The organism is Streptomyces sp. NPDC045968, assembly GCF_056430475.1.
On sequence record NZ_JBWKLF010000008.1, the window covers coordinates 32,695 to 53,735 of the forward strand.

A 21,041-nucleotide genomic window follows, 5' to 3' on the forward strand; every position below is an offset into this window, starting at 1 on the left:
GAGGTCACACATGTCCCCCTCGGCCACCGCTCCGGTCGATTCCGAGCAGCCGCCGGCTCCGCAGCCGCACGGCGGCCTGGACCGGTTCTTCAAGATCTCCGAGCGGGGCTCGTCGGTCGCGCGCGAGGTCCGTGGCGGATTCGCCACCTTCTTCGCGATGGCGTACATCATCGTGCTGAACCCGATCATCCTCGGCAGCGCGAAGGACATGTACGGGAACCAGCTCGACAACGGTCAGCTGGTCACCGCCACCGTGCTGACCGCCGCGTTCTCCACGCTCCTGATGGGCGTCATCGGCAACGTGCCGATCGCCCTCGCCGCCGGCCTCGGTGTCAACACCGTCGTCGCCCTCCAGCTCGCCCCCCGGATGAGCTGGCCGGACGCCATGGGCATGGTGGTCCTCGCGGGCGTCGTCGTGATGCTCCTGGTCGCGACCGGTCTGCGGGAACGCGTGATGAACGCGGTGCCGAAGTCGCTCCGCAAGGGCATCGCGATCGGTATCGGTCTCTTCATCATGCTGATCGGGCTGGTCGACTCGGGCTTCGTCTCCCGTATCCCGGACCTCGCCCACACCACGGTGCCGCTCCAGCTCGGCGGCGACGGCCACCTCAACGGCTGGCCGGTCCTGGTCTTCGTCCTCGGTTCGCTGCTGACCCTCGCGCTCATCGTGCGCAAGGTGCCGGGCGCGATCCTGATCTCCATCGTGGCCATGACGGTCGTCGCGCTGGTCATCGACGCGATCGCGGACCTGCCGGGCCAGGCGTGGGGCCTCACGGTGCCGGAGTGGCCGGGCAATCCGGTCGCCTCGCCCGACTTCGGGCTGATCGGCCAGGTCAGCCTGTTCGGCGGCTTCGAGAAGGTCGGCTACCTCACCGGCATCCTCTTCGTCTTCACCGTGCTGCTGTCCTGCTTCTTCGACGCGATGGGCACCATCCTCGGTGTCGGCGACGAGGCCGAGCTGATGGACAAGGACGGCAACTTCCCCGGCATCAACAAGGTGCTGCTCGTCGACGGCATCGCCGTCGCCGCGGGCGGTGCGAGCTCCTCCTCGGCGTCCACCTGCTTCGTGGAGTCCACGGCGGGCGTCGGCGAAGGGGCCCGCACCGGGCTGGCGAGCGTCGTGACCGGTCTGCTGTTCTCGGTGGCGCTGTTCCTGACGCCGCTGGCGACCATGGTCCCGTCGCAGGCGGCCACCCCCGCGCTGCTGGCGGTCGGCTTCCTGATCCTGGCGGGCTCGGTACGGGACATCGACTGGAGCGACTACACGCTCGCGGTTCCGGCGTTCCTCGCCATGATGATGATGCCGTTCACGTACTCGATCACCAACGGCATCGGCATCGGCTTCATCGCGTTCTGTGTGCTGCGGCTGGCGGCCGGTCGTGGCCGCGAGGTCCCGGTGGCCATGTACGTGGTGTCGGCGGTCTTCGTCTTCTACTACGCGATGCCGGCGCTCGGACTCACGTAACCCGGCATTCCCCGCTTCACCCCTACGGGGCGGATCTCCGCTACGTGACCCGGTCGGCCGGGTCGGCGTGGCGGGGGTCCGCCCCGTAGAACTTCTCCGTCTCGTCGACGGCCGCCTTGAAGCGTTCGTCGAAATCGTCGCGGACGAGCGTCCGGACCACGTAGTCCTGGACGCTCATTCCCCGTCTGGCGGCGTGCTGCCGGAGCCGGTCGAGCAGCTCACCGTCTATCCGCAGGCTGAGCACTGTCGATCCCATGGGAAGCAGGGTTACGGGCCGGAGGGGCCCTTCACGTCACTTTCCGGATTCGGCTCACTCGTTCGAGTGATCAGTCTCTTGTTTGCGTACGGCCAAGTGGTCTTTAGAGTAGGTAATGAGTTACGCTAACGAACATGCCTGACCTGATCCACGACGGCGCCAGTGCGGCCGCCGTGAGCTCCCTTCGCTCCGCCGTGATGCTGCTGAGCCGACGACTGAAGCACCAGCGCGTCGACGAGTCGCTGAGCCCCACCGAAATGTCGGTGCTCGGCACTCTCGCCCGCTGCGGTTCCGCCACCCCCGGTGAGCTGGCCCGCAAGGAGCACGTACAGCCCCCGTCGATGACCCGCATCGTCGCGTTGCTGGAAGCCAAGGGACTGGTCAGGCTGGAACCGCACCCCGACGACCGTCGGCAGAAGATGGTCAGCCAGACCGAGCAGGCGGAAGCCATGCTCGAAGAGAGCCGCGCCAAGCGGAACGTCTGGCTGACCCATCTCGTCGAGGGCCTGGACGAGGACGAGTGGGCGACGCTGCGGGCCGCAGCGCCCGTACTGGAGAAGCTCGCCCACCTGTGACCCACGGGCGCCACCGGACCACCGCCGGAGCGCCCGCCGTCACGTTCCCGTCACGCAGCACGCCGTCTACGCCCGAGGAGGCGAACCCTTTTGAGTACGGGATCCGGAGCAGACTCCGCCCCCGCACCGACTTCCACCCACGAGAGCAAGACCGGCGGGACCTTCTCGTCGCTGAAGATCCGTAACTACCGCCTGTTCGCCACGGGCGCCGTGATCTCCAACACCGGTACCTGGATGTCCCGCATCACGCAGGACTGGCTCGTCCTGAGCCTCACCGGGTCCGCCACCGCCGTCGGTATCACGACGGCGCTTCAGTTTCTTCCGATGCTCCTCTTCGGTCTGTACGGCGGCGTGATCGCCGACCGCCTCCCGAAGAAGCAGATCCTGCTCGTCAGCCAGGCCATGCTCGGCCTGTGCGGTCTCGCGCTGGCCGTCCTCACGCTCTCCGGCGCCGTCGAGGTCTGGCACGTCTATCTGATCGCCTTCCTGCTCGGCATGGTCACCGTGGTTGACAACCCGGCCCGCCAGTCGTTCGTCTCCGAGATGGTCGGTCCCGCGCAGCTGCGCAACGCGGTCAGTCTGAACTCCGCGAACTTCCAGTCCGCCCGGCTGATCGGCCCCGCCGTCGCGGGTGTACTGATCACGACGGTCGGCAGCGGCTGGGCCTTCATGTTCAACGGTCTTTCGTTCCTCGCCCCGCTCGTCTGCCTGCTGATGATGCGGGCGAGCGAGATGCACGCCTCGGTGACCGTGCCCCGCGCCAAGGGGCAGCTCAGGGAGGGCCTGCGGTACGTCTCGGGCCGCCCGGAGCTGATCTGGCCGATCGTCCTGGTCGGCTTCGTCGGCACGTTCGGTTTCAACTTCCCGATCTGGCTGACGGCCTTCGCGGACGAGATCTTCCACGGCGGCGCCGGGATGTACTCGTTCTTCAACGTCCTGATGGCGCTGGGCTCCCTCGCCGGAGCCCTCCTCGCCGCTCGCCGCCGCTCCACGCGGCTGCGGATGCTGGTGGTCGCGGGCAGCGCGTTCGGTCTCCTGCTGATCACCGCGTCCCTATCGCCGTCCGTCTGGATGTTCTCGCTGCTGCTGGTCCCGATCGGCATGCTCGGCCTGACCACGAACATCACCGCGAACACGAGCGTCCAGATGGCCGCCGATCCGGAGATGCGCGGCCGGGTGATGAGCCTCTACATGATGGTGTTCGCCGGGGGTACGCCGGTGGGCGCCCCGATCGTCGGCTGGATCAGCGACGCCTACGGGGTCCGGACCGGCATGGCGGCCGGCGGCGTCTTCTCGCTGCTCGCCGCCCTGGGCGTGGGCCTCGCCCTGGCCCGCGTCGGCGGTCTGCGCCTGAAGGTCGACCTGCGGCCGGGCCGCCCGCACGTGCGGTTCGTACCGCGCGAGCAGCTGGCCACGGCGGCGTGACGAAGAGAACCGCCCCCCTCCCGTCCGGGAGGGGGGCGGTTTCGCACACAGGGGGGTTTCGCGTATCCGGAGAACGCCGGCCGGCCGCGGCTGCCAGACTCCGCGCATGAGACTGTTCGCCGCCGTCCTGCCGCCCGCCGAGGCCGTCGAGGAGCTGTACCGGGCCGTCGCCCCCGTCCGGGCGCTCCCCGGGGCCCTGGACCTTCGCTGGACCGCGCGGGAGAGCTGGCACTACACCCTCGCCTTCCTCGGCGAGGTGGACGAGGAGCTGCTGCCCGAGCTGTACCGGCGCATGGAGCGCGCCGCCCACCGCACCGACCCCTTCCCGCTGCGCGTCCACGGTGCCGGCCGGTTCGACGGGCGGGCGTTGTGGGCCGGGGCCGCGGGCGGGCTCGACACCATGCGGCTGCTCGCCGAGCGCGCCGACGCGGCGGCCCGGAGGTCCGGCGTGTCCATGGAGGAGCACCGCCGCTACACCGCGCACCTGACGCTCGCCCGCAGCCGGCTGCCGGCCGATCTGACCCCGTACACCGCCGTGCTCGACGGCTTCGAGGGGATGCGCTGGGAGGCGGACGAGCTGAGTCTCGTCCACAGCAGGCTGCCCGTGGACGGGGTGCCGGGGGAGCAGCCGCGCTACGAGGTCGTGCGGGCCTGGCGGCTGGGACGCTGAGCGGTGCGGTTACGCTCGACGGGTGGACCCGAAGACCAGAAACCGCATCATGGCCGCCGTGCTCGTGCTCATGTTCGTCGTCGTCGCCGTGGCGGCCGCCGTCGGAGCATGAGGACGACGGCGGCCGCCTGACCGCACTCCGCTACCAGGCGAAGTTCTCCGGGGACGGCCCCGGACCCGGGAAGATCTCTTCCAAAGAGGCCAGCACCTCTTCCGGCAGTTCCAGCTCGATCGCGCGCAGTGCCGAGTCGAGCTGCTCCTGTGTGCGCGGGCCGCTGATCGGCCCGGTGACACCCGGCCGGGTCAGCAGCCAGGCCAGACCCACTTCGCCGGGCTCAAGGCCGTGCTTGTCGAGCAGATCCTCGTACGCCTGGATCTGCGCCCGCACCTTCGGGTCGGCCAGGGCCTCGCCCGAGCGGCCCGAGGTGGACCGGGCACCGCCGCCCTCGCGCTCCTTGCGGATCGCGCCGCCGAGCAGTCCGCCGTGCAGCGGCGACCACGGGATGACACCGAGGCCGTACTCCTGCGCGGCCGGGATGACCTCCATCTCGGCGCCGCGCTGCATCAGGTTGTAGATGCACTGCTCGCTGACCAGCCCGTACGTACCGAGCCGCTTGGCCGTCTCGTTCGCCTGGGCGATTCCCCAGCCGGGGAAGTTGGACGAGCCCGCGTACAGGATCTTGCCCTGCTGGATCAGTACGTCGATGGCCTGCCAGATCTCGTCGACCGGGGTCGACCGGTCGATGTGGTGGAACTGGTACAGATCGATGTGGTCCGTCTGGAGCCGCTTGAGGCTGGCCTCGACGGACCGGCGGATGTTGAGCGCGGAGAGCTTGTCGTGGTTCGGCCAGGCGTCTCCGTCGGCGGCCATGTTGCCGTAGACCTTGGTGGCGAGGACGACCTTGTCGCGGCGGTCGCCGCCCTCGGCGAACCACGTACCGAGGATCTCCTCGGTACGTCCCTTGTTCTCCCCCCACCCGTAGACGTTCGCGGTGTCGAAGAAGTTGACCCCCGCCTCCAGGGCGGAGTCCATGATCGCGTGGCTGTCGGACTCGTTGGTCTGCGGTCCGAAGTTCATCGTCCCGAGGACGAGTCGGCTGACCTTGAGTCCCGTGCGTCCGAGCTGCGTGTACTTCATGACCCCCAAGCCAACGCCTTCGAGCGCGCTCGAAGCAAGAGGCTCCGGAGACCGGGTGACCGGGTTACGCCTCTCGCGCGAAGCGGTCCAGCGCCGCCAGCACCGCGCGGCTGGTCGCCGCCCCGCCCAGATGTCCCGCGTCGTCGATGACGGTCAGCTCGGCGTCCGGCCACGCCTTGGCCAGCTCCCAGGCGGTGATCAGCGGGCTGCCCAGGTCGAAGCGGCCGTGGATCAGCACGCCGGGGATGCCGGACAGCCGGCCCGCGTCGCGGATCAGCTGCCCCTCCTCCAGCCAGGCGCCGTGCGAGAAGTAGTGGGAGCAGATCCGGACGAGCGCCGTCCGCGCGCGACCCGGACGGCCGCTGTACGGGGGAGGGCCCGTGTACGTCTCCTGGGAGAGCACCGCGTCCTCCCAGGCACACCAGTCGGCCGTCGCCCTCGCGCGGACGTCCGGGTCGGGGCTCCGCGCCCTGCGCGCGTACGCGGCGACGAGATCACCGGGTCCCGCCGCCTCCGGTACGCCCGCCCGGAACCGGTCCCACGCCTCCGGGAAGACGGCGCCGACGCCCCGGTACAGCCAGTCGATCTCGCTGCGGCGGGTCGTCGTGACCGCCGGGATCACGATCTCCGAGACCCGCTCCGGGTGCTGCTCGGCGTACGCCAGGATCAGGGTGGAGCCCCAGGAACCCCCGTACAGCAGCCACCTGTCGATCCCGAGGTGGGTACGCAGGCGCTCCATGTCGGCGATCAGATGGGCCGTCGTGTTGTGCCGCATGTCGGTGGCCGGGTCGCTCGCGTGCGGGGTGGAGCGGCCGCAGTTGCGCTGGTCGAAGAGGACGACCCGGTACCGCTCCGGGTCGAAGTACTGCCTCGGCCGGGGGGTGCACCCGGAACCCGGGCCGCCGTGCACGACGAGCGCGGGCTTTCCCGCCGGGTTGCCGCAGACCTCCCAGTACACGAGGTTGCCGTCGCCGACGTCGAGCATGCCGTGGTCGTACGGCTCGACAGGCGGGTACTTCTGGTCCGGCTCGCGGCCCACGCACAATCCTTCCGGGCTCAGTAGCCCTTGCACTCGGTCAGGTCCGGCAGTCCGGGCGGGTTCTTGCGGCCCGTGAGCGGGGACAGGTTCTTCTTGTACAGGTTCTCCCAGACCTGGCCGGCCAGGATGTCCCTGAGCGCGGTGCACACCTCGCCCTTCAGGAGCGGTGACTTGGGGCGCATCCCCACGCCGTACCCCTCCGCACCCCCGACGTTCTCCAACTGGCGCACCTTGCCCGGGTTGTCCCTCACGTACCCGGCCAGGATCACGTCGTCCGAGGCCACCGCGTAGATGTCCGACGTCTTGTCGAGCAGCTTGTCCAGGCAGTCCTGGTAGGTGTTGGGCGGCGACTTCACCAGCTTGAACCCGGCCCCCGGGAGCCACTTCTGATACGTGGAGTCCCTGGCGGTGCACACCTCGACGTTGAGTGTCTCAAGATCGCTGGTGTCCTTGATGTCGTACCGGCTCGACTTCTCCCGCACCAGGAATCCCCGGCTCGCCTCGTAGTACGGGCCCGCGAAGTCGACGCTGTAGCCGTCGGGGGGCGCGGTCTTCCGTTCCGGGGTGATGCTGTACGAGGCGATGACGAGGTCCACGGCCTTCACCTTCAGCGCGGTGGGCCGGTAGTCGGTGGCGACGGTGATGAAGTCGACGTCGCCGCGCTCGTACCCCATGCGTTCCGCGATCTCGTAGGCCAGGTCGATGTCGTAACCGGAGTACTTCTGCGTCTTCCTGTCGTACTTGCTCAGCCCCGGCTGGTCGTCCTTGACGCCGATCTTCAGGACGGGGTGGGTCTCCTTCCACCGCTCCTTCGTGACGTTCGGATGCGATCCGGGCCGCTTGCTGTCGTTCCCGTCCGGGTCGGTGCCGTTGTTGGACAGGACGACCCAGCCCGCGCCGGCCAGGAGGGCGACGCCCAGCGCCAGCGCGCCCGACTTCAGCGCGGTCCTGCGACTCGGCCGACGCGGCCCGTCCGCAGGGGCGGGAGGGGCTGCCGGAACCGGGACGGGCGTGGTGGCCCTGTCCGCTGACGGCGGGTCAAGAACCCGCTGGAGCATCTCCTCTGCCCGCGACGCGGTCAGGCGCTGCCGCGGATTCCGGGCCAACAGCCCCTCGATGACGGGGGCCAGGGGGCCTGCGTACTGGAAGGGCGGCACCGGTGACGTGTCGATGGCCACCTGCACTTCCCACTGGTTCGGGCCGGGGAAGGGCGTGCGGCCCTCGACCATCTCGTACAGCGTGATGCCCAGCGCCCACAGGTCCGAGGCGGGTGTGGCCGTACGGGGCGCGGGAGCCGAGGGGTCGAAGAGTTCGGGCGCCAGATATTCGGGGGTGCCGATGACCGCCCCCACCTGGGTGACCGCCAGGGCCCCGCCGAACGTGGCGATGCCGAAGTCCACGAGGATCGCCTGCCCGTCCTCGCCGACGACCACGTTGTGCGGCTTCACGTCCCGGTGGACGACCTCCGCCGCGTGCACCGCCCGCAGACCCCGGAGGATCTGGAGCGCGATGCGTGCCGCCCGCGGCACGGTGAGCGTCTCCTCGCTCCGCAACAGCTCCGCCAGGCTCCTGGCGTCCAGCAGCTTCATCACGATCCAGACCTGGCGGTCGGTCTCCACCTGGTCGTGGACCGTCACCACGTTCGGGTGCTCGATCTTGGCGATGGCCTGCGCCTCACGGCGAGCCCGCGCCATCGCCTCGGCCTGCGGCGTGCCGGTCATGGCGTTCCGGTCGAGGAGCCCCTTGAGGGCGACGAAGCGGCGGAGCTTCGTGTCGTGGGCCTTCCAGACCTCGCCCATGCCGCCGTGGCCGATCGGCGTCAGCAGCTCGTAACGGCCGTTGATCACCATGCCCGGCACGGGAGGGCCGCTGTGCTGCGCCGTCTCGGGCGGCTGCTGCGCCGTCTGGGCGTCGGCCTCGCGCTGGAGGCGGGCATCCGCCCAGCCGTCGGAACCGCTGGTGGAACCGTCACCCGCACCGCCGCCGGGCATGTCTTCGTCGGGCATACGACCCCCCCTGTGCACTTCGTGATCACGCCACAGTAGACGTTCACCCAAACCCGCAGGCGGTGCGACGACTTGCGATTCGGCAACGACGAAATCCAGGCCCGTCGTTCCGCTAGGAAGCGGAACCGCCGTTGCTCTTCAGCAAGCGGCCGTTGACCCACTGTCCCTGCGGGGAGCAGAGGAACTCCACGAGGTGCGCGGTGTCCTGCGGGGTGCCGAGACGGCCGAGCGGCGTGGCCGCGCGACAGGCCTCCTGGATCTCCTCGGTCACCCATCCCGTGTCCACGGGACCGGTCCGGGCGTAGCCTGGACGCCGTGAACGCGACCCCGCACGTACTGGCCGTACTCGACGACGTCCTCGCCTCCGCCGCCCCGGGCGACCGCGGCTCGTTGTGGCAACTGGCCGAACCGGGGCGCGAGTTGGACGCCAATCTGGTGCATCTCCCGGCGGACGCGGAGGTGGGTGAGCACCAGGAGAACACCTTGGACGTCCTCCTGGTCGTCCTCGCGGGCTCCGGCCGTCTCACGACGGGCCCGGACACCGCCCTGGACCTCACCCCGACGACGGCGACCTGGCTGCCCCGCACGTCCCGCCGCGCGCTGACGGCGGGCCCGGAGGGCCTGTCGTACCTGACGGTCCACCGCCGCCGCCCGGGCCTGTCGATCACGCCCCCGGCCACGGCACCCGTCGCGGCGGAGGGCGGGGAGGCCCCCTGTCTGCTGGACCGGGTCTGCCCGGGGTGCGGACGGGTCGCGGAAGGTGCGGCGCCGAAGTTCTGCGCCGAGTGCGGGGAGCGGTTGGCGGGGCGGTGACAGCGGAGTCCCGGTGCGACCATGTCCGTATGGATGACCAACACCAGCGGACCTGGACCCTCCTGTTCCTGGCCCTCCTGGCCGCCGACGTCCGGGATCAGCTGGCCTGGCTGGGCGAGCGCCAGGTGAGGACGGACGAGGTGGCCGACGACGTCGAGTTCGGCTGCCTCATCGCCGAAGGACTCACGGAACGGGGAGCCTTCGCCGCCGAGAACCTGCGCGACCTCCAGGCCCTCGGCCGCCGCGTCGGCGAGATGGACGCCGCCAGTCGCACGGTCCCGTGGGCGGAGGCGCTGGCCGACGATCCCGCCTGGGACGAGATCCGGACCCTCGCCCGCCAGTTCCTCTCCACCCTGCTGGGCGACTGGCGCCAGCCGCTGCCGCGCCCTGTGCGGCCGTGATCCGCGACTGGTCTTCTGTCCCTAGAAGCGGAAAACGGTCCCGGTCGTGGCGTCCAGCACGCAGGCGTTGGGGTAGGTCTTCTGCCAGATCACGGGCCGGCCCTGATGCCTGCCGGTCGCGGCGGCGGTGACCGGCTCGTGTTCCCTCGTGCACAGGTGGGGATCGCCGGGCAGGGCGTCGAAGTCCCCGGCCGCCTCGGTCAGCTCGCCGCAGGCGGCCCACGGGTCGGGGTGGCCGGCGCTGTCGGCGGCCGGACAGGTGAGCACGACGGCACGGGACCAGGTCCCCTGGGCCCCGCTCACGGACAGGGTCAGCTCGGATTCCTCGGCGGCGAACGGGGCGCCGGACGGTGCGGGGGCGGCGTGGGCCGCACCGGCCAGGCCGATGCCGATGAGGGCGGCCGCGACGGCGGCGGAGATCTTGTTCATGGACGGCTAACGATCTGGCCGTGAACACGTCACTCCGCGTGTGCTCAGACGGAGGAGCCGGCCGCGAATCCGACGAAGGACGCCCAGGCGGTGGGGGAGAGGGCGAGGGAGGGGACGGTGAGGTCCTTGGAGTCGCGGATGTGGACGGTGTGGGGGCAGGTGGCGACCTCGACGCAGTTTCCGCTGTTGTCGCCGCTGTAGCTGCTCTTGAGCCAGTGGAGGTCGGTGGTCATTCGGCTGCCATCTTTTCGATCCGTTCCATGGACTCTTCGGGGTCGAGAGCCTGCGCGCGCAAGTTACCGTATCGCCCGAACAGGTTGCCCAGAGACGGGTGTTCGGTGACCAGGAAGCTGTGATCGTGTGCTTCGAGGTAGGCGAGCTGCTGTCGCTCGCTGGTCTCCAGCAGAACGAACGGGCCATTCAGTCCCGCGTGGGTCTCCCGGTCCGGTGGCATCACCTGGAGGTGCACATGCCTCAACTGCGCGATGTCCAGGAAGTGACGGAGCTGTTCCTTGTGTGTACGGCGCCCACCGATCGGGTGGGTGAGGGCGCCCAGTTCGAGCACGAAGCTGATGGCCGCCGGATTCTTGCGGGTCAACAAAGCCTGTCGCGCGAGACGGTCCTGGACTCTGCCCTCGACCTCCTCGTCGTCGACGGGCGGATAGCTCCCGCTGAGCACGGTCCGGGCATAGGCCTCCGTCTGGAGCAGACCGGGCACCACGTGCGTCTCGTACTCGTGCCGCGCGGTCGCGGTGACCTCCTGCTCGGCGAAGTGCTCGAACCAGGAGGCCAGATGGCTGAAGGTGAGCTTCCCACTCGTTGCGATCAGTGCACCGTGTGCACCCAGCACCTCATCCGCCCGCTCGACGAACTTCCCTTTGGGTGGCCGCTGCCCCCGCTCCACCATCGCCACCTGCGACTTGGAGAATCCGAGCTTCAGGCCCAGAGCCTCCTGGGAGAGCCCTGCCTGATCGCGGTAGAAGCGGAGCAATGCGCCGAACATCTCGGCCGTAGTGCTGCCTTGACCAGTGGAGTGCACAGCTCCCCCTCACGTACACGACGGTGCACAGACCCTGCCCGACGCTGGTCACGGTACGTGTTTGCGGCAACGCTATGCGCATGGAACAGCGAAGTTCACTTGATCCGGTCCCGGCCTGGGTGCCCGCCTCCGGCCACGCACTCCGGCACGCGGGAATCCACTTCGACGCGGTGCGGGCCATCGGTCTGGTGGGTGAGGAAATCGCGTACGAGATCATGCAGTTCACCGATTTCCAGGCCGGCCCGATCGTCCGGTCCGGGATCGGTGAACGCAGCATGTTCTTTCTGCTGCCGCCGCAGACCGTGACCGCCTACCGCTGGCCCCTCGGCACGGAGGCGCTGAGCCGGGACCGGGACGGGCGGGGGGCGGCGTTCGTCGGGGTGCCCGCGTTGGACGGGGCGACCTGGCCCCTGGACTGGCGGTCGCGGCCGACGGCGGAGGTGCCGTACGTCGATCCGGGGCTGCTGCACGAACTGACGCTGGGCGTCCTGGCGGCGCAGGGCGCCTGAGCGGCGTCCCGGTACTCCCTGGCGAGCACACGTGCGGACGCTCGATGGTGTGGCGGAGCCGTCGTCCGGGTCGCGGGGCGAGGACAATGTGGTGCTCCCATGGCGGGGGCGGTGCCGCCCTCTCCTGCGTTCGTGATCCCGAGGAGGACCGGTGATGGACACCAGGGTGCAGCAGCGAACCGGAGCGTCGGGAGACCGGCTTCGGACGCGCGTACGCGAACAACTGCTGGAAGCGGGGCGTGAGTTGTTCGGGGTGTATGGGTACGCCCATACGACCGTGGAAGCCCTGTGCGAGGAGGCCGGGGTGCCGGAGGAGGTGTTCCGGGAGGAGTACGAGTCCCCGGAGGGACTGCTGATCGCCCTGCACAACCGGGTGTCGACGAACGGGATGCGCGCGGCGGAGAACGTGCAACTCGCCGTGGACATCGACGAGTGCACCCCACAGGAACGGGTGCGGCGGCTCTTCGACGCGTATGTGGACGCCGTGACGCGGGACCCTCGCGAGGCGCGTGTGGCGTTCGTCGAGGTGCTGGGTGTCAGCCGGGCGGTGGACGAACACTGCCGCCGCTGGCGGGAGGCCTGGGTCGAGTTCTACGCGGCCGCGACGGAACGGGCCGTGGACCGTGGCGAGGCGGTGAACACGGACCACAGGGCCGACGTGATCGTGATGGTCAACACGATCCTGGAACTCATGGCCCACCACAGCCGTCGCCCGCGCCGGGCGAGGCCGGAGGACGTGTCCGGGGAGCTGACGCATCTCGCGCTGACGCTGCTGACGACGGAGTAGAGGGCGTCAGGCGGCGTCCCCGTCCGGTCCGTCCGGCGGGGCCGCCGCCTTCGCGCGGGACTCGGCCGCCTCCTCGGGTGCGCCGGCCTGCTCGTAGGCGGCGGCCGAGCGCAGCCAGGTCGCACGGACCTCTTCGGGGTCACCGTCGTTCGCGGCGAGGGTGGTGGCCACTTCGCCCAGGGCCTGGCCCGCGAGGAAGCGGTCGTTCGTCTCGGTCAGGATCTCCGCGGCGCGCATGCCCGCGGTGAGGGCCTCGTCGAGGCGGGACAGCGCGCGCAGGACGGTACCGAGGTTGTTCCATGCCTTCGCCTCACCGTGGTGATCGCCGGTGGCCAGGTAGATGGTCCGGGAGGTCTCGTGGGCGGTGAGGGCCTCCTCGTACCGCTGGACCTCCTGGAGGGCGAGGCCGAGGTTGTTCAGGGCCTGGCCCTCGGCGTGGTGGTTTCCGTTGGCCCGGTGGATGGCGCGGGCGGTCTCGTGGGCGGTGATGGCCTCCTCGTACCGGTGCACCTGGTGCAGTGTCGAACCGAGGTTGCTCCACGCGCTGCCCTCACCGTGCTGGTCACCGATGGACAGGCAGATCGTGAGGGCGGTCTCGTGGGCGGTGATGGCCTCGTCGTAGCGGCGCACCTCGTGCAGGGTGACGCCGAGGTTGCCCCAGGCGCTGGCCTCACCGTGCTGGTTGCCGCCCTCCCGGCAGAGGGCGCGGGCGGTCTCGTGGGCGGTGATGGCCTCCTCGAAGCGGCGCACCTCCTGGAGGACCACACCGAGGTTGCTCCAGACGCCGCTGATCCCGTGGCGGTCGCCGGCCTTCTCGAAGATGGTGCGGGCGGTCTCCAGCGCGACGATCGCCTCGTCGTGACGGCGGGTCTGTTGCAGAGCCGCACCGAGGTTGGCCCACGCCTGCCCTTCGCCATAGTGGTCGCCGACGCTCCGGTGGGCCTCCAGCGCCAGGCCGGTGAGGGTGATGAGCTCGCCGAAATGCCGACGCCAGGTCAGGTAGTGGGTCAGCCGGTTGGGAAGCAGCATGATGGTCTTGGTGTCACCGATGGCGTGGGCCGTGTGGGCGGCGCTGATCAGGTTGGAGCGTTCCGCGTCCATCCAGTCCATGGCCTGGAACCGGTCCTCGAACACACCGGACAGGGCGACCGACCCGGGCGGCCGGAAGTGCGTGCTGGCCGCGTCGGACATGCGCAAGTAGTACGCCAGGAGCCGGGCGCGGGCCTGGTCGTAGCGGCGTTTCGCCGGGCGGCCCCGGTCCGCGTGCAGGCGCGCCTGTTCCGTCGCGTACTCGCGTACGAGGTCGTGCATCTGCCAGCGGCCGCGCACCGCGGCGCGGTCCAGCAGGTGGGCCTGAGTGAGCCGGGCGAGGAGACGGTCCACCTCCGCCGTGGGGCGGTCGGCCAGGGCGGTGGCCGCCGCGGTGGAGAGGTCGGGGCCCGGGTTGAGGCTGATGAGACGGAAGAGGTCGGCCTCCTGCGGGGTCAGGCGGTCGGCCGACTGGTCGAAGGCGGCCCGGAGGTTGCGTTCGCCGTCGTCCAGGCCGGACAGCCGGCTGCCCGCGGTGGTGAGCGCCTGGACGCGTTCGGCGAGGGGCTGGCCGGGGTCGCCGGCCAGCAGGGCGGCGGTGATTTGCAGCGCGAGGGGCAAATAGCCGCAGGCGAGGGCTAGTTCGTCGGCGTCCGTCGGGGAGCCGTCGACCCGGTCGTCGTCGGGGTCGGCCACCTGGAGGACCTTGCGCAGGACGTCGACCGCCGCTTCGGGCTGGAGGGTGTTGAGGTTCTTCAGGCGGGCGCCGATGCCCGGGAGGGTGTGGCGCGAGGTGATCAGCGCGGCGTGCGGGCGGGCGGGCAGGAGGGCGCGTACCTGCTCGGCCGTCGAGGCGTTGTCGGCGATCAGCAGGACGCGCTCGTCCTTGCGGGCCAGCGCGTCGAGCTGCGAGCGGTAGAGCGCTTCCCGTTCGGTGAGCGTCGGCGGGATGTGCTCGGCGGTGACCCCGAGGGACCGCAGCAGGGCGTCCAGGGCCTCTTCGGGCCGTACGGGGGCGGGGTCGTAGCCGCGCAGGTTGACGCGCTGGACCCCGCTGAACCAGCCGCGCCCCACGGCGGCGTGGGCGACCGCGTGGGCCAGGGTCGTCTTGCCGACCCCGGGGAGCCCGGCGACCGCACCGGCCACCGGACCCGTGCCGCGGGCCGGGTCGAGGACGGTCATCAGGTCGTCGATCTCGTGGTCGCGGCCGGTGAACTCCTGCGGCAGCGGCGGCAGGGACGCCAGCGCCGTGGGCACGGGTGCGTACTGCTGGACGTACGTGTTGTTCTGCGTCCCGTCGCCCTGGACCGGGCCGCTGAACGCGCCCTGTCTGAAGTCGTTGGGCCGGGCGGAACCACGCCCACCGTGCCCGTGCCCCCCGGCCTTGCGCCTGCCGGACTTCTTGGCGCCCATCTCCCTGGCCGCCCTACCGGTTGAACGTGTTGTGCTGGGTTCCGCTGCCCTGCACCGGGCCCTCGAACTTCGCCCCACGGAAGTCGTTGTGGACCGCGCCCGGCTCGACGGCCGCCGGGTCGATGGCCCGGACCGCCGCCTCCAGGTCCGCCGCCGCCTCCGGGTCCGCGGTGAGGGAGGCCCGGAACATCGTCTCCCACACGTGGACCGCGCGCGCGAACGCCTCGTCCGCCGCGACCTGGGCGCGCAGCGCCTGTGCGAGCTCGTCGGCACGGTCCCGGTCCTCGGGCCGGCCCTCCAGCGCGGCCAGGGCGGTCTCGGTGGTGCCGGGCTCCGGGGACGCGCCGTCCGGGCCCGGGCCCCGGCGGCGGCGGACCAGGCCGGTCAGGCCCACCCACGCCTGGCGGCCGATCTCGCCGCCCGCACCGCCGGCCAGCGCGGCCAGCACACCCAGTGAAATCGGGTCCATCGAACCCACCCCCGCAACAGATCGACCACAACCGGTGAAGCACCACCGTACGATCGGCCGCCGCGCGGGCGCAGGTGAATTGCGCAGCTCGGAGGGGCTGTTACCGCGCCGCGTAGGGTCCGCCGACGCCCCACGCCTGGTGCATGGCGTCCGCGAAGGCGGCGGCCAGTCTGTGTTCGCCGGTCGGGCCGGGGTGCGTGCCGTCGTACGTGTCCTCGTGGATGTCGTACGCCGTCGGGCGCGAGGCCAGCAGGAGGGGGGACGTCGGCTGGTCGAGGTCGGCGACCGCCTTGGCGAGGAGCACGTTGAAGCGGTCGCACTCGGCGGCGAAAGGGGCGTCCGACTCGGCGCGGATGTTCGGGATCACGGGCAGGAGGACGGCCTTGACGTGCGGGTTGGCGGAGCGGGCCGCCGCGATGAAGGCCCGCGCGTTCGCCGCGGTCTGCTCGCTGTCCGTGTAGAAGCCGAGATCTATCAGGCCCAGCGAGACGAGCAGGATGTCGGCACGGGTCTCGGTGACCGTGTTCGCGATCGCCGGGGCCATGTGGAGCCAGCCCTCGCCCCAGCCGGCCAGGTGCCGGCGGGCCTCGACGGGGAAGGCGGGGTCGCCGTACGCGTACGAGACGGGGGCGTTCGCCACGGTGTCGTACAGCTCGGTGCGCGGGCCGACGATCGCGTACGTGCCGGGCAGCGTCGCTTCGAGGTGCTGCCACATCCGGTAGCGCCAGGTGAAGTCGCCGGAGCTCCCGATGGTCATGGAGTCGCCGACGAAGAGAAAACGCATGGCGCAATCATTGCCGATCAACGCTCCGGCCTGCGACGTGACGATGGACACTTGTGCCATGCGTGCGTATCTGACTGCTTCCGCGGCCGCCCTCCTGCTCGTCCTGACGGGGGCGGCCCCGGCCGTGGCCGACGACGAAGCCGACCAGAGCTTCACGATCGAGGACCCCCGGATCACCGAGTCCAGCGGCCTCGCCGCGAGCCGGCTCCACCCGGGCGTCTACTGGACGCACAACGACAGCGAGGACGGCCCCTATCTCTACGCCGTCGACTCCCGGACCGGGAAGACCGTCGCGACGATCACCATGCGGGGGGTGGGGGAGCCCCGCGATGTGGAAGCGGTCTCGATCGGGCCGGACGGGAATCTGTACGTCGGTGACATCGGCGACAACCTGGACGGGTCCTGGGACCACGTCTGGATCTACCGCTTCCCCGAGCCGAAGAGGCTGCGGGACGCCACGGTGCGGGCGACCCAGTTCGACGTGACGTACGCGGACGGGGCGCGCAACGCCGAGGCGATGATGGTGCACCCGAAGACGGGGCGGGTCTACATCGCCTCGAAGAACGAGGACGGCGGCGGGCTGTACGAGGGCCCGGCACGGCTCTCCACGGGCGGGAACAACGTCTTCCGGCGGGTGGGCGAGGTGCCGTGGGTGACGGACGGGGCGTTCTCGCCCGACGGTACGGAGCTGGTGCTGCGGTCCTATTTCAGCGCGCGCGGGTACGCCTTCGAGGACGGCCGGCTCGGCGACGACCACCGGGTGGACGCACCGTTCCAGGGGCAGGCCGAGTCGGTGACGTACACGGCGGACGGTTCGGCGCTGATGTTCGGCTCGGAGGGGACGGGCAGCGGTGTGGTGCGGGTGGACGTGGAGGGCGGGGGCGAGGGCGGCGGCGAGGGTGACGACGGCACGGCGTCCACGAAGCCCCGGGACGGCGGCGCGGACCCGGGCGCGAGCGGCGGCGGGGGCGACGGTCAGAAGGGGAGCGCGGCGCTCGGCGCGGTGATCGTCGCGGCGGCGGCCGTGGGCGTGCTGGCTCTGCGGAGGCGGCGCCGGGGCTGAACACGCCGAGCCCGGCGGTTTTGCGGGAAGCGGCGCTCAGTCCTCGTCCGTGACCGGGCGCAGCTCGTAGTGCAGCGTCCGGTCTCGTTTGATCCTGTGGGTCAGGGGGACGGCCACACCGTGCAGGGCCGGATATTTGCGGGACATCATCCTGGCCGCGTGGGTGTTCTCCTTCGAGCCCTGCGGCAGCAGGCGCGCCCAGGCCCTCATCGGCGGCCCGGTCGGCGCGCCCCGCACGGTGCAGGGGGCGATGTCGACCACCGGATGGTTGCGCATCCGGTCGACCTTCCACGCCGAGGAGAACGTACGGATGTAGGCGTGGTCGCCCTCGACGGCGATGCTGACGGGGGTGTGGGCGGCCGATCCGTCCGGGCGGCGGCTGCTGAGCAGGACGGTGTACTGCCTGACGAAGGGGCGGAGCTCCGGAACCGTATCCATACCTCCATTGCCGCACGGACCGGCCGCCGCGTCACTCGCTGGCCCGCCGTCCGGCGAGGCTTCGGCCGTCGGCCGGGACCGCCGGTGGGTAGGCTCCGGGCCCATGCCGATCAACGGGCCCACGCCCTTTTCCACCGCGCGGCTCGACGCGCTGCCGCTGGAGGCGGGGTACGCGCAGGAGATGGCGGCCGTCCTCCTGGACCCGGCCCTGCACGCCTACACCGGGGGCGCCCCGGAGGACGCGGACACCTTGCGCGTCCGCTACGAACGTCAGAGCGCGGGTTCGCCCGACCCGGCCGAACTCTGGTGGAACTGGGTGCTCCGGGTGCGCGGGGACGACCGCCTGGTGGGCTATGTGCAGGCGACCGTGCGCGGCCCCCGGGCGGAGGTGGCCTGGGTGGTGGGCACCGCGTGGCAGGGCCGGGGGTACGCGAAGGAGGCGGCGGAGGGGCTGGTCGCGCATCTGCTGGGCGGGGGAACGGTCCGTACCGTCGTCGCGCACATCCATCCGCAGCACGCCGCGTCCGCCGCCGTGGCCGAGGCGGCGGGACTGGTGTCCACCGAGGAGTGGGAGGACGGCGAGGTGCGGTGGCGCGTGGACGCGCCGGTCCTCTAGGGTGCGCCACCATGACCGACGCCGACTTCCTGGACGCCACCCGCACGTCGTACGACACGTTCGCCGACGAGTACTCCGCCCGCTTCCGGCACGAACTGGCCGCCAAGCCGCTGGAACGGGCGATGCTCAACGGATTCGCCGAACTCGTACGGGAGGGAGGCGGCGGGCCCGTGGCCGACGTGGGCTGCGGGACGGGCCGGGTGACGCAGTATCTGCACGAGCTGGGCGTCGACGTGTTCGGCATCGACCTGTCCCCGGGAATGCTGGCGGTGGCCCGTCGCGACCATCCGGGTCTGCGGTTCGACGAGGGGTCGATGCTCGCCCTCGACCTGCCGGACGGCGGCCTGGGCGGGCTGATGGCCTGGTACTCCACGATCCATGTGCCGGACGAGCAACTGCCGGGTGTGTTCGACGAGTTCTTCCGGGTGCTGGCCCCGGGCGGTCATCTCCTGCTGGGGTTTCAGACGGGCGACGATGTGCTGCGCCTGACGGAGGCGTTCGGACGGGACGTCGACCTCGAGTTCCGCCGTCGGCGGCCGGAGTGGGTGGCCGGGCTGCTGACCGAGGCAGGGTTCACCCCGCACGCCCGGATGGTGCGTGAGGCCGACACCTGGAGCGACTTCCAGGAGAAGACCCCGCAGGCACTCCTGCTGGCGCGGAAGCCGATTGTCAGTGGTGCGCGCGAGGATGGGGGCACCAACTGAGGGGGAGGTCGCCATGGGCACCTGGGACATCGGTCACTTCGACAACGACACCGCCGCCGACTTCGGCGGACACCTGGACGACGCTCCGTCCGGCAAGCGCGAGGCCCTGCTCAGGGACGCGCTGACGGCCGTGACGGGGACGGGACGCGAGGAGTACCTCGACTCCGACGAGGCCGTGGTGGCGGTGGCCGCCGCCGCGCTGGTCGCCGCCCAGTGCCCGGGCGGCGACCCCGTGACCACGCCGTACGGCCCCGACGAACCGCTGCCGCCGCTCGCCCCGGAGCTGCGCGGCCTGGCGGTGAGTGCCCTGGACCGGGTGGTGGGCACGGAGTCGGAGCTGGCCGAGCTGTGGGCCGAAGCCGGCGCGAGTGACCAGTGGGCGGCGGGCATCACGAAGCTCCGGGAGGCGCTGGCGGGGGCGGCGTGAGGGGCGGGCTCAGCCCCAGGAGACTGGTCCCGGTGGGGGCATGGGGCGGGACGGACGTCAGCGCCGCCGACGGCCCGCCTTGACCAACTCGGCGACGTCAAGGGCGACTTCGGCGCCGATGGAAGCGGGAAGCGGGGCCTGCTGACCGGGGGCGTACACCTCGTGGCTGTCGTACCGCGTCCGTCAGGACGTGCACCCGGCCGTGCTATTGCGGGCCTCCTGGAATGGCTGGTGTCGAGAGCATCATCGTAGGACGGGGCGCTCTCGCGTGTCCTGCAAGCGATGGGCCACCCGGTCGAGTGAAGCAGAAACGGCCCCGCACGCGTTTCGCGTGCGGGGCCGTTCCGGACGGGTAACCGCTACAGCTTCTCGATCACGTAGTCGATGCAGGCCGTCAGCGCCTGGACGTCCGACGGGTCGATGGCCGGGAACATCGCCACGCGCAGCTGGTTGCGGCCCAGCTTGCGGTACGGCTCCGTGTCGACGATCCCGTTGGCGCGCAGGACCTTCGCGACGGCCGAGGCGTCGATCTCGTCCGTGAAGTCGATCGTGCCGATGACCTGCGAGCGCTTCGCCGGGTCGGCGACGAACGGGGTCGCGTACTTGGACTCCTCCGCCCAGCCGTACAGGTTCCGCGCCGACTGCGCGGTGCGGGAGGTGGTGAAGTCCAGGCCACCCTGGGTGTTCATCCACTTCAGCTGCTCGTTCAGGAGGAACAGCGTCGCCAGGGCGGGGGTGTTGTACGTCTGGTTCTTCAGCGAGTTGTCGATCGCCGTCGGGAGCGAGAAGAACTCCGGGACGTGGCGGCCCGACGCGTGGATGCGCGCCGCGCGGTCCAGGGCTGCCGGGGAGAACGCCGCGATCCACAGGCCGCCGTCGGAGGCGAAGGACTTCTGCGGGGCGAAGTAGTAGACGTCCGTCTCGGTGATGTCGACCGGCAGGCCGCCCGCGCCCGAGGTGGCGTCCACCAGGACGAGGGACCCCTCGTCGGCGCCCGCGACCCGCTTGACCGGTGCCGCGACACCCGTCGAGGTCTCGTTGTGGGTGAAGGCGTACACGTCCACGCCCGCCTCGGCCCGCGGGTCCGGGTGCGTGCCCGGGTCGGAGGCGATGACGGTCGGGTCGGCCAGCCACGGGGCGAGCTTGGCGGCCTTGGCGAACTTCGACGAGAACTCGCCGAAGTTCAGGTGCTGGGACTTCGAGTCGATCAGACCGTGCGTCGCCACGTCCCAGAAGGCGGTGGAGCCGCCGTTACCGAGGACGACCTCGTATCCCTCGGGGAGGGAGAAGAGGCTGCGCACACCGTCACGTACCTCGCCGACCAGGTTCTTGACCGGAGCCTGGCGGTGGGACGTACCGAGGAGGGAGGTGCCGGTGGCGGCCAGCGCGTCGAGCGCCTCCGTCCGCACCTTGGAGGGCCCGGCGCCGAAGCGTCCGTCGGCGGGCTTGATGTCAGCGGGGATCTGGATATCGGCCACGAGCCGGAGCGTAGTCGGTCCTGTGGACGGTCGAGGACCCTGTCCGTCGGATGAGACGCACGCTCCAG

Annotated in this window: 24 protein-coding genes and 2 pseudogenes; 12 read left to right on the forward strand and 14 right to left on the reverse strand. The window is 70.9% G+C overall.

What is annotated here, in order from left to right:
- The first annotated feature begins 10 nt into the window (after nt 1-10).
- The gene (locus AC07FA_RS22890; protein WP_479077840.1) at nt 11-1,465 is read left to right on the forward strand and encodes an NCS2 family permease; all 1,455 of its coding nucleotides are present in this window, start codon (nt 11-13) and stop codon (nt 1,463-1,465) included.
- Nucleotides 1,466-1,505: 40 nt separating this feature from the next.
- On the opposite strand, the gene AC07FA_RS22895 is transcribed toward AC07FA_RS22890, so the two are convergent.
- Entirely contained in the window at nt 1,506-1,721 is a 216-nt protein-coding gene (locus AC07FA_RS22895; protein ID WP_328905128.1) for a hypothetical protein, read from the reverse strand.
- A gap of 134 nt (nt 1,722-1,855) precedes the next feature.
- Here AC07FA_RS22895 and AC07FA_RS22900 point away from each other — a divergent pair, with 134 nt between their 5' ends.
- The 3 genes from AC07FA_RS22900 (at nt 1,856) to thpR (ending at nt 4,391) form a co-directional block, all read left to right on the forward strand.
- Entirely contained in the window at nt 1,856-2,296 is a 441-nt protein-coding gene (locus AC07FA_RS22900) for a MarR family winged helix-turn-helix transcriptional regulator (protein ID WP_479077842.1), read from the forward strand.
- Between the two features lie 90 nt (nt 2,297-2,386).
- Nucleotides 2,387-3,721: an MFS transporter gene (locus tag AC07FA_RS22905; RefSeq protein WP_479077843.1), complete on the forward strand. Its 1,335-nt coding sequence runs from the start codon at nt 2,387-2,389 to the stop codon at nt 3,719-3,721.
- 106 nt (nt 3,722-3,827) lie between these two features.
- Nucleotides 3,828-4,391, forward strand: coding sequence for an RNA 2',3'-cyclic phosphodiesterase (gene thpR, locus AC07FA_RS22910; RefSeq protein ID WP_479077844.1), 564 nt, complete (start codon nt 3,828-3,830; stop codon nt 4,389-4,391).
- A 142-nt stretch (nt 4,392-4,533) separates the two neighbouring features.
- Here the strand turns inward: thpR and AC07FA_RS22915 are convergent, their stop codons facing one another.
- The 4 genes and pseudogenes from AC07FA_RS22915 to AC07FA_RS22930 form a co-directional block, all read right to left on the reverse strand.
- Nucleotides 4,534-5,529, reverse strand: coding sequence for an aldo/keto reductase (locus tag AC07FA_RS22915; protein WP_479077846.1), 996 nt, complete (start codon nt 5,527-5,529; stop codon nt 4,534-4,536).
- Between the two features lie 64 nt (nt 5,530-5,593).
- Nucleotides 5,594-6,568, reverse strand: a complete 975-nt coding sequence (gene pip / locus AC07FA_RS22920; protein WP_479077847.1) for a prolyl aminopeptidase — start codon at nt 6,566-6,568, stop codon at nt 5,594-5,596.
- A 17-nt stretch (nt 6,569-6,585) separates the two neighbouring features.
- Complete coding sequence (locus AC07FA_RS22925) at nt 6,586-8,574, reverse strand: serine/threonine-protein kinase (protein ID WP_479077848.1); 1,989 nt, start codon at nt 8,572-8,574, stop codon at nt 6,586-6,588.
- Between the two features lie 112 nt (nt 8,575-8,686).
- A pseudogene (locus AC07FA_RS22930) lies at nt 8,687-8,866 on the reverse strand (SDR family oxidoreductase); the annotation flags it as partial.
- A gap of 23 nt (nt 8,867-8,889) precedes the next feature.
- On the opposite strand from AC07FA_RS22930, the gene AC07FA_RS22935 reads away from it, so the two are divergent.
- Together AC07FA_RS22935 and AC07FA_RS22940 are read left to right on the forward strand one after the other, a co-directional pair.
- Nucleotides 8,890-9,387: a hypothetical protein gene (locus tag AC07FA_RS22935; RefSeq protein ID WP_479077850.1), complete on the forward strand. Its 498-nt coding sequence runs from the start codon at nt 8,890-8,892 to the stop codon at nt 9,385-9,387.
- 29 nt (nt 9,388-9,416) lie between these two features.
- A complete protein-coding gene (locus AC07FA_RS22940) occupies nt 9,417-9,788 on the forward strand; it encodes a hypothetical protein (protein WP_479077852.1) in 372 nt (123 codons plus the stop codon).
- Nucleotides 9,789-9,809: 21 nt separating this feature from the next.
- On the opposite strand, the gene AC07FA_RS22945 is transcribed toward AC07FA_RS22940, so the two are convergent.
- From AC07FA_RS22945 to AC07FA_RS22955, 3 genes are read right to left on the reverse strand one after another with little or no spacing between them, the layout of a single operon-like run.
- Complete coding sequence (locus tag AC07FA_RS22945; protein WP_479077853.1) at nt 9,810-10,217, reverse strand: SSI family serine proteinase inhibitor; 408 nt, start codon at nt 10,215-10,217, stop codon at nt 9,810-9,812.
- 44 nt (nt 10,218-10,261) lie between these two features.
- Nucleotides 10,262-10,450 (reverse strand): DUF397 domain-containing protein, encoded by a 189-nt coding sequence (locus AC07FA_RS22950; RefSeq protein ID WP_479077855.1) that lies wholly within the window; start codon nt 10,448-10,450, stop codon nt 10,262-10,264.
- Entirely contained in the window at nt 10,447-11,220 is a 774-nt protein-coding gene (locus AC07FA_RS22955) for a helix-turn-helix domain-containing protein (protein ID WP_479077857.1), read from the reverse strand. The genes AC07FA_RS22950 and AC07FA_RS22955 overlap by 4 nt, the downstream gene beginning before the upstream one ends.
- Nucleotides 11,221-11,336: 116 nt before the next feature.
- On the opposite strand from AC07FA_RS22955, the gene AC07FA_RS22960 reads away from it, so the two are divergent.
- Both AC07FA_RS22960 and AC07FA_RS22965 read left to right on the forward strand, forming a co-directional pair.
- A complete protein-coding gene (locus AC07FA_RS22960; RefSeq protein WP_479077859.1) occupies nt 11,337-11,765 on the forward strand; it encodes a hypothetical protein in 429 nt (142 codons plus the stop codon).
- 154 nt (nt 11,766-11,919) lie between these two features.
- Nucleotides 11,920-12,552, forward strand: coding sequence for a TetR/AcrR family transcriptional regulator (locus tag AC07FA_RS22965; protein ID WP_479077861.1), 633 nt, complete (start codon nt 11,920-11,922; stop codon nt 12,550-12,552).
- Nucleotides 12,553-12,558: 6 nt separating this feature from the next.
- On the opposite strand, the gene AC07FA_RS22970 is transcribed toward AC07FA_RS22965, so the two are convergent.
- The 3 genes from AC07FA_RS22970 to AC07FA_RS22980 form a co-directional block, all read right to left on the reverse strand.
- Nucleotides 12,559-14,994 carry a tetratricopeptide repeat protein gene (locus AC07FA_RS22970; RefSeq protein WP_479077863.1) on the reverse strand — a complete coding sequence of 812 codons (2,436 nt, stop codon included), beginning with the start codon at nt 14,992-14,994 and terminating at the stop codon, nt 12,559-12,561.
- A 13-nt stretch (nt 14,995-15,007) separates the two neighbouring features.
- A complete protein-coding gene (locus tag AC07FA_RS22975) occupies nt 15,008-15,463 on the reverse strand; it encodes a hypothetical protein (protein ID WP_479077864.1) in 456 nt (151 codons plus the stop codon).
- Nucleotides 15,464-15,563: 100 nt separating this feature from the next.
- Nucleotides 15,564-16,247 (reverse strand): GDSL-type esterase/lipase family protein, encoded by a 684-nt coding sequence (locus tag AC07FA_RS22980; RefSeq protein ID WP_479077866.1) that lies wholly within the window; start codon nt 16,245-16,247, stop codon nt 15,564-15,566.
- 58 nt (nt 16,248-16,305) lie between these two features.
- Here AC07FA_RS22980 and AC07FA_RS22985 point away from each other — a divergent pair, with 58 nt between their 5' ends.
- Entirely contained in the window at nt 16,306-17,310 is a 1,005-nt protein-coding gene (locus AC07FA_RS22985) for a WD40 repeat domain-containing protein (protein ID WP_479077867.1), read from the forward strand.
- A 36-nt stretch (nt 17,311-17,346) separates the two neighbouring features.
- On the opposite strand, the gene AC07FA_RS22990 is transcribed toward AC07FA_RS22985, so the two are convergent.
- Nucleotides 17,347-17,748: a PPOX class F420-dependent oxidoreductase gene (locus tag AC07FA_RS22990; RefSeq protein ID WP_479077868.1), complete on the reverse strand. Its 402-nt coding sequence runs from the start codon at nt 17,746-17,748 to the stop codon at nt 17,347-17,349.
- Between the two features lie 103 nt (nt 17,749-17,851).
- Here AC07FA_RS22990 and AC07FA_RS22995 point away from each other — a divergent pair, with 103 nt between their 5' ends.
- The 3 genes from AC07FA_RS22995 to AC07FA_RS23005 are packed head-to-tail and all read left to right on the forward strand — an operon-like array spanning nt 17,852 to nt 19,495.
- Nucleotides 17,852-18,364, forward strand: coding sequence for a GNAT family N-acetyltransferase (locus AC07FA_RS22995; RefSeq protein WP_479077869.1), 513 nt, complete (start codon nt 17,852-17,854; stop codon nt 18,362-18,364).
- 11 nt (nt 18,365-18,375) lie between these two features.
- Nucleotides 18,376-19,068, forward strand: a complete 693-nt coding sequence (locus tag AC07FA_RS23000) for a class I SAM-dependent DNA methyltransferase (RefSeq protein WP_479077870.1) — start codon at nt 18,376-18,378, stop codon at nt 19,066-19,068.
- Between the two features lie 13 nt (nt 19,069-19,081).
- A complete protein-coding gene (locus AC07FA_RS23005; RefSeq protein ID WP_479077872.1) occupies nt 19,082-19,495 on the forward strand; it encodes a DUF4259 domain-containing protein in 414 nt (137 codons plus the stop codon).
- 57 nt (nt 19,496-19,552) lie between these two features.
- Here the strand turns inward: AC07FA_RS23005 and AC07FA_RS23010 are convergent.
- A pseudogene (locus AC07FA_RS23010) lies at nt 19,553-19,700 on the reverse strand (Uma2 family endonuclease); the annotation flags it as partial.
- A 154-nt stretch (nt 19,701-19,854) separates the two neighbouring features.
- Nucleotides 19,855-20,973 carry a phosphoserine transaminase gene (gene serC / locus AC07FA_RS23015; RefSeq protein WP_479077874.1) on the reverse strand — a complete coding sequence of 373 codons (1,119 nt, stop codon included), beginning with the start codon at nt 20,971-20,973 and terminating at the stop codon, nt 19,855-19,857.
- Between the last annotated feature and the right edge of the window lie 68 nt (nt 20,974-21,041).